This is a genomic window from Mucilaginibacter rivuli (genome assembly GCF_019391655.1).
Classification (GTDB): domain Bacteria; phylum Bacteroidota; class Bacteroidia; order Sphingobacteriales; family Sphingobacteriaceae; genus Mucilaginibacter; species Mucilaginibacter rivuli.
The window spans coordinates 112,919-130,648 of record NZ_JAHXPQ010000006.1; the positions used below are offsets into that span (position 1 = coordinate 112,919).

A 17,730-nucleotide genomic window follows, 5' to 3' on the forward strand; every position below is an offset into this window, starting at 1 on the left:
AAAAAAGTTTGGAGGTTACATTATTAGTGTTACCTTTACACTATCAAATCAGCAGCAAATGTTGATTTATTAAAAAGTCTTCTCATAATTTAGGTTTATAATTGGTTAGTAAAGGCCCCCTGCCCATCAGGGGGCTTTGCTGTTTTATAGCTTTTCGTATTCAAAAACCAGCTTTTTCATTATTTCGTTTTATTAATACAATAAAATACCTATTGGTATAATTAAAACTTAAAAAAAAATCATAAAGTAACATCATTGTTGTACATAACAGTTGTTTCATTTTTTTCTGTCAACTTAGTAAACCATTAAATCTATTGCCTGATTCTGTTATGAAATCGCAACAACTTAAAAGAATTGTTCTTTTATGCTTTACAAGTGCATTTACTTTATTATGCAGTGCACAGGTTAGCAAAAACTATAACATTAAAGATTTTGGAGCAACCGGCGATGGTAAAACCCTCGATACCGACCCGATAAACAAGGCCATACTTGCAGCTGCCGCATCGGGAGGTGGAACGGTGTATTTCCCTGCAGGCACTTATGCTTCACACTCCATTCATTTAAAAAGCCATATCAGTTTATATATTGATCAGGGGGCTACCATATTAGCTGCCGATTACATAGCCGGTGGAAAAAACTACGATGAAGCTGAGCCCAATGAACTGGCCGAAAAATTTAAATACCAGGATTTTGGTCACAGCCATTTTCACAATAGTTTAATATGGGGCGAAAACCTTGAGGATATTTCGATTATGGGGCCGGGTACTATTTATGGCAAAGGTTTAACCCGCAATACACCCCGCCGCGTTGGCGAAGGCAATAAAGCCATTGCATTAAAACTGTGCCGTAACGTTATACTAAAAGATTTTACCATATTATATGGCGGGCACTTTGGTATGCTGCTAACCGGGATTGATAACATGACTATCGAGAACATTAAAGAAGATACCAACCGTGATGGGATGGATATTGATTGTTGCCGTAACGTACGTGTAGCCAATTGCTCGGTAAACTCGCCCTGGGACGATGGCATTTGCTTAAAAAGCAGTTATGCCCTGGGCTACCTGCGCGCTACTGAAAATGTGACTATAACAAACTGCCAGGTTAGCGGGTTTGACAGGGGCACATTTATTAACGGCACTTACCTGCGCAACGAATATAAAATGGTGCCCGACAGGCAAGGCCCAACAGGCCGTATTAAATTTGGCACCGAAGGTAATGGCGGCTTTAAAAATGTAACCATATCAAATTGTTTATTCCAATTTTGCCGTGGCCTGGCTTTGGAAACTGTAGATGGCGGGGCATTGGAAGATGTAACCATCAGCAACATCACCATGCGGGATATAGTTAACTCGCCTTTGTTTTTGCGTTTGGGCGCCCGATTACGCGGCCCTGCCGGCACACCAAACGGTTACCTGCGCCGCGTAATGATAAGTAACATCAATGTTTATAATGCCGATTCGCACTTCGCATCAATGATACTAGGTATCCCCGGACATCCCGTAGAAGATGTAAAACTGAATAATATCCGCATATATTACAGGCAGATCGATTCGCCTTTGGTTAAAATACAAAAAAACGTTGCTGAGTACGTCCGTGATTATCCCGAACCGCAACGTTTTGGTGTAATGCCATGTTATGGATTTTTTATCAGGCATGCGCAAAATATCGAATTAAACAATGTAGAAATAAGCTTTTTAGGACAGGAAACCCGCCCTGCCGTAATACTGGAAGATGTAAAGCAGATCGGTTTTAACAACTTTAAAGCTCAGGCAGCAACTAATGCGCCTATTATTATACAGCGTGGAGTAGAGGGCTTATCTATCATACCCAAAACATCTGTACCTAAAAATAAAATACAAAAGGAGGTTGTACCGGCAACCATCCCCGACCCTCCTGCTTTTAAATGGCAAAACTGAGCAAACAGCATTTTTAATAAACCCATATTGTATTTTTGCCCAAACATCAAACCCCGTGAACCACAAGAACATTTTATTTGCTATCCTTATTGTACTCGCATTATTTATCGGTAACACTGCAACCGCCCAAGTATTGATGCCAACAACTAATGCCAACAAAGTTTCACTAAATGGTACATGGAAGTTTAAATATATCGCATCAACGGATATCGGGGCCGACTCTGCATTTGCTAACCCTAAAACCGATGTTAGCAAATGGGCAAATATTAAAACCCCAGGAAACTGGGAACTACAGGGTTTTGCCGAACCCTTTTACGGAAAGAACCTGAAAGCTGGGACAGGTTTATACCGCACCATTTTTAAAATACCGGCTACCTGGCAAGATCAGCCCATATACATAGCTTTTGATGGTGTACAATATGGTTATGAATTGTGGGTGGATGGAAAATTCGCAGGCAGTTTCAGCAGTTCATACAACCGGCAAACATTTGATATCAGCCGGTTTGTTTCGTCAGGCAAATCGGCTACGCTTGCTGTAAAAGTATCCACACGGGTTAAGGGATGGGAGTTTGATACTAATGATGACTGGTCGTTATCGGGCATTATACGAGATGTTACGTTGTTTAGCCTGCCTAAAACACATGTAAAAGACCTGGTAGTAAAAACCAATGTGGGCAACCATGATGCCACGCTATCTGTATCAGCGCTTGTTGAAACCGTAACGGGCATTGCGCCTGCAAAAAACACGTCTGTTTCCGCGAAACTTTTGGATGCCTATGGTAAACCGGTAAAAGAATTTATCTTAGATAGCAAGGCATCAGCCGGGAATACCACGCCTTTTGGCCAGTCTGTAAAAATAGATGCTCCACATTTATGGACAGCAGAAAGCCCTTATTTATATACACTAAACATTACCCTCAAAAACGGGAACAACGAACTGCAGCAATACAGCCAAAAGATTGGTATCCGCGAAATAACATGGACAAATGGCGTACTGAAATTAAATGGTAAACCGATCAAATTACGCGGGGTGGATCATCACGACTTATCTCCGGTTAATGGGCGTGCAGTAACCGAAAAAGAAATGTTGCAAGACCTGAAATTGATACGCGAAGCCAATATTAATTTCATACGTACTTCGCATTACCAACCGCATCCACGGTTTATTGAACTTTGTGATTCTTTAGGCTTTTATGTGATAGAAGAAGTTCCCTTTGGTTTTGGAGATGAGCACTTAAACGACACTACCTATTTGCCGGTTTTAAAAGGACGCGCCAAGGCAACATTGTGGCGCGATAAAAATCACCCCTCTATCATAATCTGGAGCGTTGGTAATGAAAACCCATTGACTCCTATTTGTATAGAAACCGGCAAATACGTTAAATCGCTGGATGATACAAGGCCGTATTGTTTTCCGGAAGTAGGATCGTACTTTGGGCGCATCGCGGCTACTTTCCCTGATCAGATCGATATACTGGCACCGCATTATCCCGATGCCTCAACCCTGCGGGGGTATGCCGACAGATTTAACCACCCTATGGTTATTACCGAATATGCACACTCGTTAGGGCTTGATTTTGACCGCATGGAAAGTTTATGGGAAATTATGTACGCTCATCCTAAACTGGCGGGCGGGGCTGTATGGCATTTTTTTGACCAGGGCATCTTACGCAAATCGCCGGAAAAAACTGCGCCCGGAAAATTCACTACTTCGGTTTGGCTGGATTCGGTAACTGTTTATGATAATAGCGGGAATGAAGGCGCCGATGGCGTGGTATATGCTAATCGCGTTCCCCAGGTTGATTACTGGCAGGTACGTAAGGTATACACACCTGTAAAAGCCCTGGACGATACCCTGCAAGTTGTACCCGGCAAACAGCAGGTAAAAATAAAACTGATCAACCGGTATGATTTTACCAACCTATCCGAAAGGCAATGCACATGGACGCTGTATGCCGATACCACAGCTATACAATCAGGCATAAGCCCAATGGCTTGCGCCCCGCATGATACCCTCACTTTGGGCATTGATATTACTTTGGCGCAAAAATTAACAGCCAGTTATTACACACTAAAACTGCAATTTAAGGATAAACAGAACTATACATTTTACGAAAAAACATACCTTTTGCGTAATGGTAACACCCTGCCAGACTTTAGGCAAAAACTGGCCATAAAACCTGCTAAACCAGTATTGAATGGCAACAACATCTCATTTGGCAATTTTGGTTTTGAGGTAAACCAACAAACGGGTATGGTTAGCCTGAAAGATGCTTCCGGCTCGGCTTTGATTGCAGATGGCCCTTACGCACGCATGAGCCGTAAAACAACAATGTCTGAACAGGCTACCACAGCAAAATCGACCGGAGATAATAACCCCATCTGGCAACCTCATGTACTAACAAAGCCTGCGGCAAAAATTGAAAGCATAAGCGCTAACAAAGTACTTGTAAGCTATAATTATGAACGGCAAAACATTAAAGGTCAGTTTATTACGGGCACAGCAGAATATACCCTATCAGATAGTGGCCGGGTTGATGTTAAGTACCATTTTATACCTAATAATGCGAAAGGTATGGCGCTTGAGGCAGGGATATCATTTTTGATCCCATCATCTTTAACCGAGTTGAGATGGGTAGGAAAAGGTCCATACCCTGCTTATCCCGGCAAAAACCGGCTGGACGAATTTGGTTTTTATCATAAAAACAGTGCGGATATTAATTACCAGGGCAACCATGAACAGGTAAACCTCGCTGTTTTATCGGATGCGAAGGGTAAGGGTTTTGTACTTGTAGCTAACAACGCCAATGTTTCCGTTGAAAACGCTGCTGATGGCATTATAGTAAGCCATAATGCCTATGTATCGGGACGTTATAATAAAGGTTCTAATCCCGAGAGGTCTGTCCGTATCGAAAATTTAAAAGATATCTCGGGTAGTTTTTCAATTATACCACTACAAAGTACATGGCCACTTGCCTTACGGCAACTTTTTGGTGATCCGTCGCATGTTGCAGTTCCGTTCAAACCCTTTTATAATAGTTACGATCAGTAAAACGGAAACAAATATTAGTTGGGTTATCTTTTAGCAGTTGTTCAAAAACGGGCTCATTCTGTAACAACTGTATTACGCCTCCCATTGCCAAAATCTCAAAAACACCTCCTTTTTGTATTATCTGCACTTTTTGATATTTATCGTCAAAAAAGTACGTGATAGTACATGATGGTTGGCTATACTCATTTGGATATTTTTATTTAACCAATTTGCCATAGCTAATGGCATACCCTATATAAAAATGAAAAAACTCCTACGCTCTCATCAATTAAAAGCCATACTGTTTGCAGCTATTTTTGTTTGCAGTGTTGCATTGTCATTCGCGCAAGGCCCCGGCCCTCAGGTGCTAAACCTGCCTGCAAAAAAAACAATCAAAGTTACCGCGCCCCGCCAAATGGAGTTTCTTGACAGGGGCATGATAGCAGTACATACCGGTACCGATTCTGCATATCTTGGCTGGCGTATGCTGGGTACCGAACCACAAGACATTGCTTTTAACCTCTATCGTAAAACCGGCAATGCTGCGCCCATAAAGTTGAATAAAGCTCCTATCACCACCAGTACCAATTATGTAGATACTAAAGTAGATTTTAGCAAGCCGAACTCATGGTTTGTAAAAGTGGTTACAGCGAGTAAAGAAGAAGAAGCCAGCAAGCCATTTACACTCCCGGCAAATGCACCTGTGCAACAATACTTAAACATCCCCTTAAGGACACCCAAAGGATACACGCCCAATGATGTTTCGGTAGGCGATCTGGATGGCGATGGTGAATACGAAATTATAGTGCACCAAACCGGCCGCGGGCGCGATACGCCATCGCCGGGTTTAACAGACGCGCCTATTTTCCAGGCATATAAAATGGATGGCACATTTTTATGGCAGATCAACCTTGGCGAAAACATCCGCGAAGGCGCGCATTATACTCAATTTATAGTTTATGACCTGGATGGCGATGGCATAGCCGAATTTGCCTGCAAAACTGCCGATGGCACCATCGACGGGAAAGGTAAAGTAATAGGCGATTCGACCAAACACTGGCGCCGCACCAATGTAGAGCCACGTAATACTTTTTACGGTAAGATATTAGACGGGCCAGAATACTTTACCATCTTCAGCGGCAAAACCGGCGAAGCATTGGCTACTACCAACTATATACCAAGCCGTTATCCAACCGCAGGGTGGAGTGGCCACGGCGGCAATGGTGGCAGCGATAATACCGGTAACCGGGTTGATCGTTTTAACGCTTGTGTTGCCTACCTTGATGGCATACACCCAAGTGTGGTAATGTGCCGCGGCTATTATGGCCGTACGGTATTGGCAGCCTGGGATTGGCGCGGCGGAAAACTGAGTTCGCGCTGGGTATTTGACAGTAAAGATGGCGAAAACCCATTTTCGGGGCAGGGATACCATACCGTTAGTGTGGCTGATGTTGATGACGATGGCAAGGATGAGATTGTTTACGGATCGATGGTAGTTGACGACGATGGTACCGGCCTGTTAAGTACAGGGTACCGCCATGGTGATGCCTTGCATGTAAGCGATCTGGACCCTGATCATCCCGGCCTGGAGGTGTTTGGCATACACGAAATTGAAGATAATACCAAAGGCCCCGGTGCAACAGTATATGATGCACGCACGGGTGAAACATTATTTCGTGGGAATGAAAACAAAGACCTGGGCCGCGGCGTAGCCGAAAACATTGATACCACCCGTTATGGCGCGCAAATGTGGTGGAACGGATCGAAACTGATGGATATTCATGGTCAATTAATTGGCCCATCGCCAAGCTCATGTAATTTTCTTTGCTGGTGGGATGCGGACCTGACCCGCGAGCTATTGGATGGCAACCATATTGATAAGTATGGTAAAGGCCGCATATTTACCATGACGGGCGCTCAATCAAACAACGGATCAAAATCAACCCCGGCCTTAAGTGCCGACTTGTTTGGCGATTGGCGTGAGGAAGTAATTGAGCGCAGCAGCGACAACCAAAGCCTCAGGATTTATACCACAGTTATACCAACCACACATAAGATATATACACTGATGCATGACCCCCAATACCGCGATGCGATAGCCTGGCAAAACTCCGGTTATAACCAGCCGCCGCATGTGAGTTTTTACCTGGGTTACGGTATGAAAAACCTGCCTAAGCCAAACATCATCATGGTGCAGCCCAAGGGGAATACAGCTACAAAGAAATAACAGGAATTAAATAAACTTTCTGTTTTATTTTATTGCAGGATATGATATATTTGCAGCCCGCAATAAGGGGGATTAGCTCAGCTGGCTAGAGCGCTTGCATGGCATGCAAGAGGTCATCGGTTCGACTCCGATATTCTCCACCTAATGATTAAGGCTTTACGATATTTCGTAGAGCCTTTTTTTTAAGGCAATACTGAGGTAATACCAGTTGTATAATTTAACGTCGTTCAATACAATTCAATCTTTTCCTAATAGAAGGCTTGCGCCAGCACTGGGGTTTGGCTTTTTGCCGCCAAGGCATTATACAATAGATATTAGCGGTAAGCGACTGAAACACTAATATATGAAATCACAAATTGACAAACGCATGAATAATCATATAAATTAACGTTGTACATTTGCCTAACACTGTTAGAAAAATTACAACAGCGATAAGAAAAAGAACTAATGGCCAGTGCAGACAGAAAACAACGTATAAAAGACGAAACCAGGCAAAATATACTGGATGCGGCTATGCGTATAGGTAGAGCAGAGGGATGGCAGGCGTTAAGCATGCGTAAAATAGCGGATATTATAGAATATACTCCGCCGGTTATTTACGAGTATTTTGCTAATAAAGAAGCTTTGATGCTTGAGCTTACAAAAGTAGGCTATCGTATTTTAGCAAAAGACATGAAAATAGCACGCGATAAGCACCAATTGCCAGAAAAGCAATTGGAAGATATGTGGCTTACCTATTGGAACTTCGCTTTTGCTGAAAAGGAACTATACCAGTTAATGTTTGGCATCGAAGTAAACTGTTGCGTTTGGGATAACTCGGTACCAGAAGCTGAAATTCCGGCCAATATGATATGGGAAGTTATAGGCGAATTAACGGGTATGGAAAATCCGCCCGAAGACCTGATCTGTAAACGTTATTATACATTTTGGTCGGTAGTACATGGATTGATCTCGATTAACCTGGTTAGGCAGGGTGTACCCGAAGGAATGAACGAAGAAGTGTTAAAAGATGCCATTACCGGCATTATTCGTTCTATCAAGCCCTGATATTTTTACCCTTTCGGCCATGCCGTAAAATAAATTATTAATTACTTAAATCACACGCTTATGAAACACTGTCGCAATCACCACAATAACTTAACACTGTTAATAAAATTAACTAAGTGATAACTATAATTTAACATCACATTACAATAACACAATAGTAAATATATATGACCATTAATAATTACAGCACAGCAAATAACTTTAACAGCGTTAGTAATACTAATACTGTTAATTATTCTCATACCGATGATACGATATATGTAAGCAGCATACGTACGGCATTAACATCCATTAATTCAAATTCAAAACTCACCATTATGAAAATTATCCTATTATCCATTATAGCAATTGCATTATTCAGTTGTGCAACAAAGCCGGTGCAACAACAACAGGCAGGGCCGCCATCACTCCCCGTAGCAACCATCACTACCGGTACTGATACTACCTACCAGGAATACCCTGCCGCAATTGAAGGGACTGTAAACGTAGAGATACGCCCGCAGGTAAGCGGCTCATTAGATAAGGTATTTATTGACGAAGGTGCTGCAGTAAGCGCAGGCCAGCCTTTATTTAAGATCAATGATCAGCCTTACCGCGCGGCATTAAACAATGCACTGGCAAGCCAGCACGCTGCCGAAGGCGCATTGGCCAATGCACGCTTAGAAATTGAAAAACTGACCCCCCTGGTTCAAAACAAAGTAATATCTGATTTCCAGTTAAAAACAGCAAAAGCAACTTACGATATCGCCAAAGCAAATATAGAACAAGCTAAAGCGAATGTAGCCACCGCTCAGATCAACCTGGGTTATACGGTAATTAAAGCTCCGGTAGCCGGATACATTGGCCGCCTGCTTAAAAAGCAAGGAAGCCTGGTTAGCCCCGCTGATGTGCAGGAATTAACACAATTATCAGACGTACACGACGTACACGTTTACTTTTCGCTAAGCGAAAAAGACTTTGTAACCTTCAAAGAGCAATACCCGGGCGAAACCTTGAAAGATAAGTTAAAGCAACTGTCGGGCGTATCCTTATTGCTGGCTGATAATACGGTTTATGGCAAACAAGGAAAAGTAGATATGATAGACGGACAGTTTGATAAAACTACCGGCGCTATTACATTAAGGGCTAACTTCTCTAACCCACAAGGTTTGTTACGCTCCGGCAATACCGGTAAGATCAGGTTAAGCCTTATCCATAAAGACGCCCTGGTGGTTCCGGAAGATGCTACCATCGAAATGCAGGATAAGGTATTTGTATTTACCGTTGGCGATAGCAGTAAAGTTAAAAAACAAGCTATTGATATTGTTGGAAAGTCAGGTAACAACTACCTCGTAAAATCGGGCGTAAAGGCCGGCGATCAGATCGTATTAAGTGGTTTTGGCAACTTACAGGAAGGCGCCGTTATCCATCCCGAAAAGGCTCCTGAAAAAGTTGCGGCTATCGCAAAAAACTAATTGCTCATTTAAATTAAAACATCATGTTCCAAAAATTTATAGACAGGCCGGTACTGTCAACCGTTATCTCCATTTTATTGGTGATTGTTGGTGTGCTTGGCCTCACAAAATTGCCACTGCAGCAATTTCCTGATATTGCCCCACCGGCAGTATTAGTAACAGCAGTATATCCCGGCGCTAATGCCGAAACCGTGTTGCGTTCGGTAGCACCATCGTTAGAAGAATCGATAAACGGGGTGGAAAACATGAGCTACATGAGCTCGACCGCCAGTAATGATGGTTCGTTGGCAATTACCATATACTTTAAGCAAGGCACCAACCCGGATCAGGCTGCTGTAAACGTACAGAACCGTGTGGCGCAGGCCACCAGCCAGCTCCCTGCCGAAGTGGTACAGCAAGGGATAAACACCACCAAACAGCAAAACAGTTTGATAGGTGCTGTGGGTGTGTATACTGAAGACTCCAAAAAATACAATCAAACATTTGTTGCCAACTATGCGCAGATCAACATTATTCCCGAGTTAAAACGTATTCCGGGTGTGGGTTCGGCAACCATATTTGGTGGTGTTAAAGATTACTCGATGCGGGTATGGCTTAACCCCGGTCAAATGACAGATCATAAAATTACTCCTGCCGAAGTAATGGCTGCCATACAAGATAAAAATATAGAAGCAGCACCGGGTAAATTTGGCGAGCGAAGCAAAGAAGTGTTTGAATATGTAATTAAATACAAAGGCAAACTGACTAAACCTGAAGAGTACGATAATATCGCTATCCGCGCTAACCCCGATGGCTCTGTGCTGCATTTAAAGGATGTAGCGAGGGTTGAGTTGGGTGCGTATTCGTATACCAGCATATCGCACCTGAACGGGCACGATGGTATTGCCATTGGTGTGGTACAATTAGCCGGATCGAATGCTAACGAGATACAGATAGCGGTTGATAAGTTAATGGAAAAAGCTTCGAAGGATTTCCCGGCAGGTATCAAATACAATAACTTTTACCGTACCAAAACAGCTTTGGATGAATCGATAACACAAGTTGAGCATACGCTGATAGAAGCCTTTATACTGGTGTTTCTGGTAGTATTTCTTTTCTTGCAGGATTTCCGGTCAACGCTTATCCCGGCTATTGCTGTTCCTGTAGCTATTTTGGGTACTTTCTTTTTCATGAGTCTGTTTGGTTTCTCTATTAACCTGCTTACCTTATTCGCCCTGGTATTGGCCATAGGTATAGTTGTGGATGATGCCATTGTGGTTGTTGAAGCCGTGCACGCCAAGATGGAGAACGAACATTTACCAGCCAAAGCTGCCACCACTAAAGCTATGCACGAAATTACGGGCGCCATTATATCCATCACCTTAGTTATGGCGGCGGTATTTTTACCCGTAGGTTTCATGACAGGCTCAACCGGGATATTTTACAGGCAATTTGCCTTTACCATGTCCATCGCCATTATGATATCGGCGGTTAACGCTTTAACCTTAAGCCCTGCACTGGCTGCTTTATTTTTAAAGAGCAACCATGTGGGTAAAAACGGCGATCCTGCTGTTCAAAAAGGTTTTGTTGAGAAGTTTTACGCAGGCTTTAACAGCAGCTTTAGCGCCATGACCAGCAGGTATATTGGTGGGCTTAAATTCCTGATCAAAAATAAATGGGTTGGTATTAGCGGGTTAGTAGTGGTAGTTTTAATTACTGTTTACCTGGTAAACACCACCAAATCTGGCTTTATCCCTACCGAAGATCAGGGTTTCATTGCTGTATCGGTATCTACCCCTTCAGGAACATCATTAGATGCTACTACCAAAATTTTAAAACAAGCCGAAGATGCCGCAAGAGCATTACCGGCAGCGAGGTTTGTTGCGGCTATTGGGGGTTTTAACCTGTTAACCAATTCAACAAGTCCTTCTGCTTCAGTATTTTTTGTTTTATTAAAACCTAACGAAGACCGCGGCGCTGTTAAGGATATTAATGCGATACAGGATGTGTTAAGAGGTAAACTGGCAGCAATAACCAAAGGCAGTTTCTTTGTGTTTAGTTTTCCAACGGTGCCGGGTTTTAGTAATGTGGAAGCATTGGATGTAGTACTACAGGATAAAACCGGCGGCAAGCTGGATAAATTTAGCGGCGTGGCCAATAATTTTATTGGTAAACTAATGGCTAAACCGGCCATAGCCTACGCCTTTACCAGCTTTAAAGCCGATTACCCCCAATTGCAGTTAGCTATTGATGATGATAAAGCCAACCAATTGGGTGTAAGTGTTAGGGATATCTTATCAACCATGCAGGCCTATTTTGGTAGCGCCCAGGCTTCCGATTTTAACCGCTTTGGTAAATATTACAGGGTTGTCGTTCAGGCAGATATTGCCGACAGGGCAGATCCATCAGCTATCGATCGTGTGTTTGTAAAAAACAAAGCAGGCGAAATGGTCCCTATCAACACTTTAGTGAAACTAACCCGTGTATATGGTTCCGAAACGGTATCACGATACAACCTGTTCAATTCAATACAAGTAAACGCAATACCTAAACCTGGCTTTAGCTCGGGTGATGCCATTAAAGCTATCCAGGAAACCGCGAAAGAGCAATTGCCATCGGGATATGATTACCAGTTTTCTGGCCAAACACGCGAAGAGATATCTTCGGGTGGTCAATCTACTATTATATTTATGCTGTGCTTAGTGTTTGTATACTTCCTTTTAGCAGCGCAGTATGAAAGCTATATTTTGCCTTTAGCGGTTATCTTATCTATCCCAACCGGTATTTTAGGTGTATTTGTGGTATTGGGCTTAACAGGTATCGAAAATAACATTTACGTACAGGTAGCACTCATTATGCTGATCGGTTTGTTGGCCAAAAATGCCATCCTGATCATCGAGTTTGCTGTGCAGCGGCGCAAGGCTGGCCTCGGTTTGGTTGAGTCGGCCATTGAAGCCGCAAGGTTACGTATCCGCCCTATCATCATGACTTCGCTTGCCTTTGTGTTTGGGTTGTTCCCGATGAGTATTGCCACCGGGCCATCCGCTCAGGGTAACCACTCTATCAGTATAGGCGCAGCGGGAGGTATGGTTTCGGGCGTTATCCTGGGTTTATTTATTATCCCGGTATTGTTTGTCATCTTCCAGGGATTACAGGAACGATTTACAGGGGTACCGGTAGCCGCATTAACCGACGGACATGAGCATGGGCACCTTAACGGGCATAGCGTTAAAGAATTACAAGGAGAATTGAACGCATAAGCGGGACATTCCATCACAATTTAAAATAAGAACATGAAAAAATATATAAGCGGGCTAAGCTTAATGGTGTTGCTGTTAAGCGCCTGTTCTGTATCGAAAGATATTGAAACACCCAAAGCCGAAGTGCCGGTGACTTTCAGGAATAGTGTTGCCACAACAGATACCGGCAGTATTGCCGATATACAATGGAAGCGTTTTTTTACAACGCCTGCACTCCAAAAACTGATAGATAGCGCCGTGGTAAAAAACTATGATATGCAGATCGCTGTTAAAAACATAGAAGCATCGCAACTATTGTTTAAACAGGTGAAATGGAACTATGTTCCGCAGGTTGCCTTGAACGTTACGGCCAATAGCAATCGCCCGTCCGACAATAGCGTTACCGGCTTAAGTTTGAGCCAGTATAATATTGGTTCAAGCCATATTGAAGATTATTCGGCTAACCTCTCATTATCATGGGAAGCTGATATATGGGCCAAAATACGCAACCAGCAAAAAGGCGCCTTAGCAGCATACCTGCAAACTAACGAGGCAAGAAAGCTGATCCAAACCAATATAGTAGCCGGCGTATCGCAGGGGTATTATAACCTGCTGATGCTTGATGAGCAGTTAAACATCGCTCAACGAAATGTAAAATTGAACGATAGCACATTACAGATCATCCGTTTACAATATACCGCTGGCCAGGTTACCTCACTTGCGGTGCAGCAGGCAGAAGCACAACGGTTAGCTGCGGCGCAACTGGTACCACAATTTGAGCAAAATATAGCCATACAAGAAAATGCCTTAAGTATATTAACCGGTGTTTTACCCGGCAAAATTGAACGGACCGCTATCCGGGATGAAGGCATAACGAGCAGCAATTTAGGTACAGGTGTTCCGGCAGGTATTGTATCGCGCCGGCCAGATGTAAAAAGTGCTGAACTGGCATTAAACATTGCCAACGCTAACGTTGGTATTACCAAAGCCAATATGTACCCTGCATTGCGCATTACTGCTACCGGAGGTGTAAACTCCTTTAAGGCAAGTAACTGGTTCAATATCCCGGCTTCATTGTTTGGGGTGGTGGCAGGCAGTGTGGTGCAACCGTTGGTAGCCCGTAAAGAGTTAAGCACCAATTACAAAGTTGCGCAGGTAAACCGCGAAAAAGTGGTATTGCAGTTCCGCCAGTCGGTTTTAAATGCTGTTGGCGAGGTATCAGATGCATTGGTAAGCATTGAAAAACTAAAAGTACAGCAAGTTATAGCCGCTAATAGGGTAAGCACTTTGCAAAAAGCCACAGGCAATGCCAACCTGTTGTTCAGGAACGGGATGGCTAATTACCTCGAGGTAATTACCGCCCAAAGTAATGTGCTGCAAAGCGAGCTGGAATTATCAGTCATCAAACGTAATGAGTTAAATGCCATATCTGAGCTTTACCGTTCATTAGGTGGTGGTTGGAATTAACCTGAATAGTAACAGGCTAATGCGGGATTCCTGTTATTAATAACTGGTTATAACATGCTCCGTGGCTTGCCAATGTCCATAAAAAATTAATACGATCAGGTAACAGTGTTACCTGATCGCATTAATTTTAAATACGGTTCCGGGCATAATTTTATCTCCCTTATTCAATATATAAGTTGCCGCACCTTACATTGCCTAAAAATCCTTGTTCAACAGTTTTTCCAATTCGGCAAAGCTGATATTCATTTTTACACGGCCATGTTTGGCATATGATATTTCGCCGGTTTCTTCGGAGATAATAAGTGCAGTGGCATCATTAGCTTCGGATACGCCAATACCCGCCCGGTGGCGTAAACCAAACTGTGGCGGCAAATCAGTATTATCAGTTAAGGGCAAAATACAACTGGCCGATTTGATCTTGTTCTCTGCGATAACAACAGCGCCATCATGCAGGGGGCTGTTCTTTTGGAAAATACTTTCGAGCAAACGTTTTGATATTTTGGCATCTACAAGCTCGCAGCTGTTTTGGTAAAATTGCTCATCGTAATATTTGGCAAACACAATGAGCGCACCTGTACGGCTCTGTTTCATGCTTTTGCAGGCATCAATAATGGGTTTAATACGTATCAGGTTATTGCGTTCAGCATCATTTTTACCAAAAAAGTACCGCCACCATGCTTTATTACGCTGTAATGAGGCATTCTTCCCGACAAGGAGCAGGAAACGCCGTATCTCTTGCTGAAAGACTACAATGAGCGCCAATATACCTACGTTAACAAAGTTTTCGAGGATCTGCGTAAGCAAAGGCATTTCGAGTTTGCGCACCAAAAAATACAATGCCCAAATAAGGGCAAGCCCGATAAAAATATTGGCAGCAATGGTTCCGCGGATGAGGTTGTATAACTGATAGATGATAATAGCTACAACAACAATATCCAGCAAATCGAAAAAACGAAATTTAAACAAATGAAAATCGAGCGATTGCATGTAGCGAAGTTAACAAGTTTTTACGCTTATTAAACAGCTACTTCCTTTTTTGGGAAGAGCAGCGATGCCACAACACTGATGACCAAAATGAGCAAGATAACCAGCAGAGAGTTCATGGTAGTTAAACCAATATGCTCGGCGTACTCGCCGGCCAGCATTTTGACACCTATAAAAGCCAGCAGCACCGCTAAACCAACTTTTAAGTAGTGGAACTTATCAATAATATTCACCAGCAAAAAAAACATGGAACGTAGCCCAAGTATGGCAAATATGTTGGAGAAGAATACAATGTAAGGATCTTTAGTTACCGAAAATACAGCAGGTATAGAATCAACAGCAAATACCAGGTCTGTAAACTCGATAATGAGCAGCACCAAAAACAAAGGCGTTATCATCCTTTTGGAGTTTTGTTTGATAAAAAACCGATCGCCCTCAAAGCTACGGTGTACTGCAAAGTATTTTGATGCCAGCTTTACTATCTTGTGGTTCTCGGTATCAACCTCATCTTCCTTATCGCGGTTAATAAACATCGTAACGCCGGTATAAACTAAAAACGCACCGAATAGGTATAGTATCCATTCGAACCGGCTGATAAGCGCCGCACCTACAAATACGAATATAAAACGCATTGCTATGGCGCCAACTATCCCCCAGAACAACACTTTATGATAATGTTTAGGGCTTACCTTAAAAGCGGTAAATATCAACACCATCACAAAAATATTATCAACCGAAAGCGCATACTCAACAACGTATCCGGTAATAAACTCGAGCGACAGGTTTTGGCGGTAAATATCCAGGCTGGACTCCAGATCGGCGGGGTTGAGTTTAAGGTGGTGAAGGTGAGCGATGTTTACGGCTTGCAGATCGGCGTAGGTTTTTATGCCATGCAGCATATCGCCGTAGCGATAGATCAACATGTAGAATATTACCGCGAAGGTGACCCATATCAAACTCATAGTAGCAGCGCGTTTTAGCGTTACAGGCTGGCCGGGTTTTGAGAACAAGCCCAGATCAATAGCCAGCATAGCCACAACAAAAACAATAAAACCGCTGATAAACAGGAGTTCGTTCGACATATTATTTATTCCTTTCTGTTGTGTAACGCACCAATTGTTCTAACGATGTGCGGGCCTCTCCTTCCGGGAAGGTATTGAGAATGGCAAAGGCATCATCCTGGTAAATTTTCATCTGGCTTTCGGCATATTGCAGGCCACCTGTACTTTTTACGAAGTTGATGATTTCGGCTATCTTTTTAGGCTCATCGTTATGATTTTTCACGAGGTTGATCATGCGTTTTTTATCTGACGACGAAGCCTGGTTTAAAGCATATATCAGCGGTAGGGTTATTTTTTTCTCTTTGATATCGATGCCGAGGGGTTTCCCTACATCGTCTGTACCAAAATCAAACATATCATCCTTTATCTGGAAAGCTATACCTATCTTCTCGCCAAACAAACGCATTTTTTCAACTGTAGTTTCATCCGCGCCTGATGATGCCGCGCCACAGGCACAGCATGAAGCGATAAGCGATGCCGTTTTCTGGCGGATCACATCGTAATAAATGGCTTCGTCAATATCCAGGCGGCGTACCTTTTCTATCTGTAGCAATTCGCCCTCACTCATTTGGCGAACAGCCTCGGATACGATGCGCAGCAGGTGAAAATCGTTATGTTCAACAGACAACAGCAGGCCTTTAGACAAAAGGAAATCTCCTACTAAAACGGCTATCTTATTTTTCCAAAGGGCATTGATAGAAAAAAAGCCACGGCGCTGGTACGAGTTATCAACCACATCATCGTGTACCAGGCTTGCGGTATGCAACAACTCTACCAGGGCCGCGCCACGGTAAGTGCTTTCGTTAATACCATCGCATAAACTGGCCGACAGAAACACAAACATGGGCCGTATTTGCTTGCCCTTACGTTTTACAATGTAATGTGTAATGCGATCGAGTAAGGGTACCGAGCTTTTCATTGATGCGGTAAACTTCTCTTCGAAGGCATCAATTTCGGCGGCTATGGGTTTTTTTATCTCGTCTATGCTTAGCATGGGGTACAGGTGGCATTTACGCGTAATAAACGTGTAAACACCTATACCGCAAACATAAGGTAAAAATCAGTTTAAAAATAGCTGGGAACGGCAAAAGCTTTGAAGGTTCGTATTTTTATGTGATAATATGGCTATTTGTTTTACTTTTGCACTCCCACAAAAACGGAGAAATGTCTGAGTGGTCGAAAGAGCACGCCTGGAAAGTGTGTATACGCCAAAAGTGTATCGAGAGTTCGAATCTCTCTTTCTCCGCAGCTTATACTTGTCAACAACGCTAAAAACCCATTTAAAATATTAAGTGGGTTTTGTTTTTATAATATTTTATTTA

At 43.0% G+C, this 17,730-nt stretch carries 10 protein-coding genes and 2 tRNA genes; 9 read left to right on the forward strand and 3 right to left on the reverse strand.

Going from position 1 to position 17,730, the window contains the following annotated elements; all coding sequences use genetic code 11:
* The first annotated feature begins 329 nt into the window (after positions 1-329).
* The 8 genes from KXQ82_RS14840 to KXQ82_RS14875 all read left to right on the forward strand — a co-directional run bounded on the left by KXQ82_RS14840 (position 330) and on the right by KXQ82_RS14875 (position 14,363).
* Complete coding sequence (locus tag KXQ82_RS14840) at positions 330-1,919, forward strand: rhamnogalacturonidase (RefSeq protein WP_219489206.1); 1,590 nt, start codon at positions 330-332, stop codon at positions 1,917-1,919.
* Between the two features lie 55 nt (positions 1,920-1,974).
* Positions 1,975-4,971: a glycoside hydrolase family 2 TIM barrel-domain containing protein gene (locus KXQ82_RS14845; RefSeq protein WP_219489207.1), complete on the forward strand. Its 2,997-nt coding sequence runs from the start codon at positions 1,975-1,977 to the stop codon at positions 4,969-4,971.
* Between the two features lie 241 nt (positions 4,972-5,212).
* Positions 5,213-7,177, forward strand: a complete 1,965-nt coding sequence (locus tag KXQ82_RS14850) for a rhamnogalacturonan lyase (RefSeq protein WP_255563671.1) — start codon at positions 5,213-5,215, stop codon at positions 7,175-7,177.
* 66 nt (positions 7,178-7,243) lie between these two features.
* Positions 7,244-7,317 (forward strand) — tRNA-Ala (locus KXQ82_RS14855).
* Between the two features lie 307 nt (positions 7,318-7,624).
* Positions 7,625-8,224, forward strand: a complete 600-nt coding sequence (locus KXQ82_RS14860; RefSeq protein WP_219489208.1) for a TetR/AcrR family transcriptional regulator — start codon at positions 7,625-7,627, stop codon at positions 8,222-8,224.
* A gap of 317 nt (positions 8,225-8,541) precedes the next feature.
* On the forward strand, positions 8,542-9,678 hold the full coding sequence (locus tag KXQ82_RS14865; RefSeq protein WP_219489421.1) for an efflux RND transporter periplasmic adaptor subunit: 1,137 nt from the start codon (positions 8,542-8,544) through the stop codon (positions 9,676-9,678).
* 23 nt (positions 9,679-9,701) lie between these two features.
* The gene (locus tag KXQ82_RS14870) at positions 9,702-12,917 is read left to right on the forward strand and encodes an efflux RND transporter permease subunit (RefSeq protein WP_219489211.1); all 3,216 of its coding nucleotides are present in this window, start codon (positions 9,702-9,704) and stop codon (positions 12,915-12,917) included.
* 33 nt (positions 12,918-12,950) lie between these two features.
* Entirely contained in the window at positions 12,951-14,363 is a 1,413-nt protein-coding gene (locus KXQ82_RS14875; protein WP_219489212.1) for an efflux transporter outer membrane subunit, read from the forward strand.
* 195 nt (positions 14,364-14,558) lie between these two features.
* On the opposite strand, the gene cdaA is transcribed toward KXQ82_RS14875, so the two are convergent.
* From cdaA to KXQ82_RS14890, 3 genes are read right to left on the reverse strand one after another with little or no spacing between them, the layout of a single operon-like run.
* Positions 14,559-15,350 carry a diadenylate cyclase CdaA gene (gene cdaA / locus KXQ82_RS14880; protein WP_219489213.1) on the reverse strand — a complete coding sequence of 264 codons (792 nt, stop codon included), beginning with the start codon at positions 15,348-15,350 and terminating at the stop codon, positions 14,559-14,561.
* A gap of 29 nt (positions 15,351-15,379) precedes the next feature.
* On the reverse strand, positions 15,380-16,429 hold the full coding sequence (locus tag KXQ82_RS14885) for a TerC/Alx family metal homeostasis membrane protein (RefSeq protein ID WP_219489215.1): 1,050 nt from the start codon (positions 16,427-16,429) through the stop codon (positions 15,380-15,382).
* 1 nt (position 16,430) lies between these two features.
* Positions 16,431-17,402, reverse strand: a complete 972-nt coding sequence (locus KXQ82_RS14890; protein WP_219489216.1) for a polyprenyl synthetase family protein — start codon at positions 17,400-17,402, stop codon at positions 16,431-16,433.
* Positions 17,403-17,566: 164 nt separating this feature from the next.
* On the opposite strand from KXQ82_RS14890, the gene KXQ82_RS14895 reads away from it, so the two are divergent.
* Positions 17,567-17,654: transfer RNA gene (locus KXQ82_RS14895), tRNA-Ser, on the forward strand.
* The last annotated feature ends 76 nt before the right edge of the window (positions 17,655-17,730 follow it).

Bases quoted from the DNA above. Each gene is read 5' to 3' on its own strand.
- KXQ82_RS14850 (WP_255563671.1), top strand. From the start codon at position 5,213: ATGAAAAAACTCCTACGCTCTCATCAATTAAAAGCCATACTGTTTGCA.
- KXQ82_RS14840 (WP_219489206.1), top strand. From the start codon at position 330: ATGAAATCGCAACAACTTAAAAGAATTGTTCTTTTATGCTTTACAAGT.
- KXQ82_RS14890 (WP_219489216.1), bottom strand. From the start codon at position 17,402: ATGCTAAGCATAGACGAGATAAAAAAACCCATAGCCGCCGAAATTGAT.
- KXQ82_RS14885 (WP_219489215.1), bottom strand. From the start codon at position 16,429: ATGTCGAACGAACTCCTGTTTATCAGCGGTTTTATTGTTTTTGTTGTG.
- KXQ82_RS14865 (WP_219489421.1), top strand. From the start codon at position 8,542: ATGAAAATTATCCTATTATCCATTATAGCAATTGCATTATTCAGTTGT.
- KXQ82_RS14875 (WP_219489212.1), top strand. From the start codon at position 12,951: ATGAAAAAATATATAAGCGGGCTAAGCTTAATGGTGTTGCTGTTAAGC.
- cdaA (WP_219489213.1), bottom strand. From the start codon at position 15,350: ATGCAATCGCTCGATTTTCATTTGTTTAAATTTCGTTTTTTCGATTTG.
- KXQ82_RS14860 (WP_219489208.1), top strand. From the start codon at position 7,625: ATGGCCAGTGCAGACAGAAAACAACGTATAAAAGACGAAACCAGGCAA.
- KXQ82_RS14870 (WP_219489211.1), top strand. From the start codon at position 9,702: ATGTTCCAAAAATTTATAGACAGGCCGGTACTGTCAACCGTTATCTCC.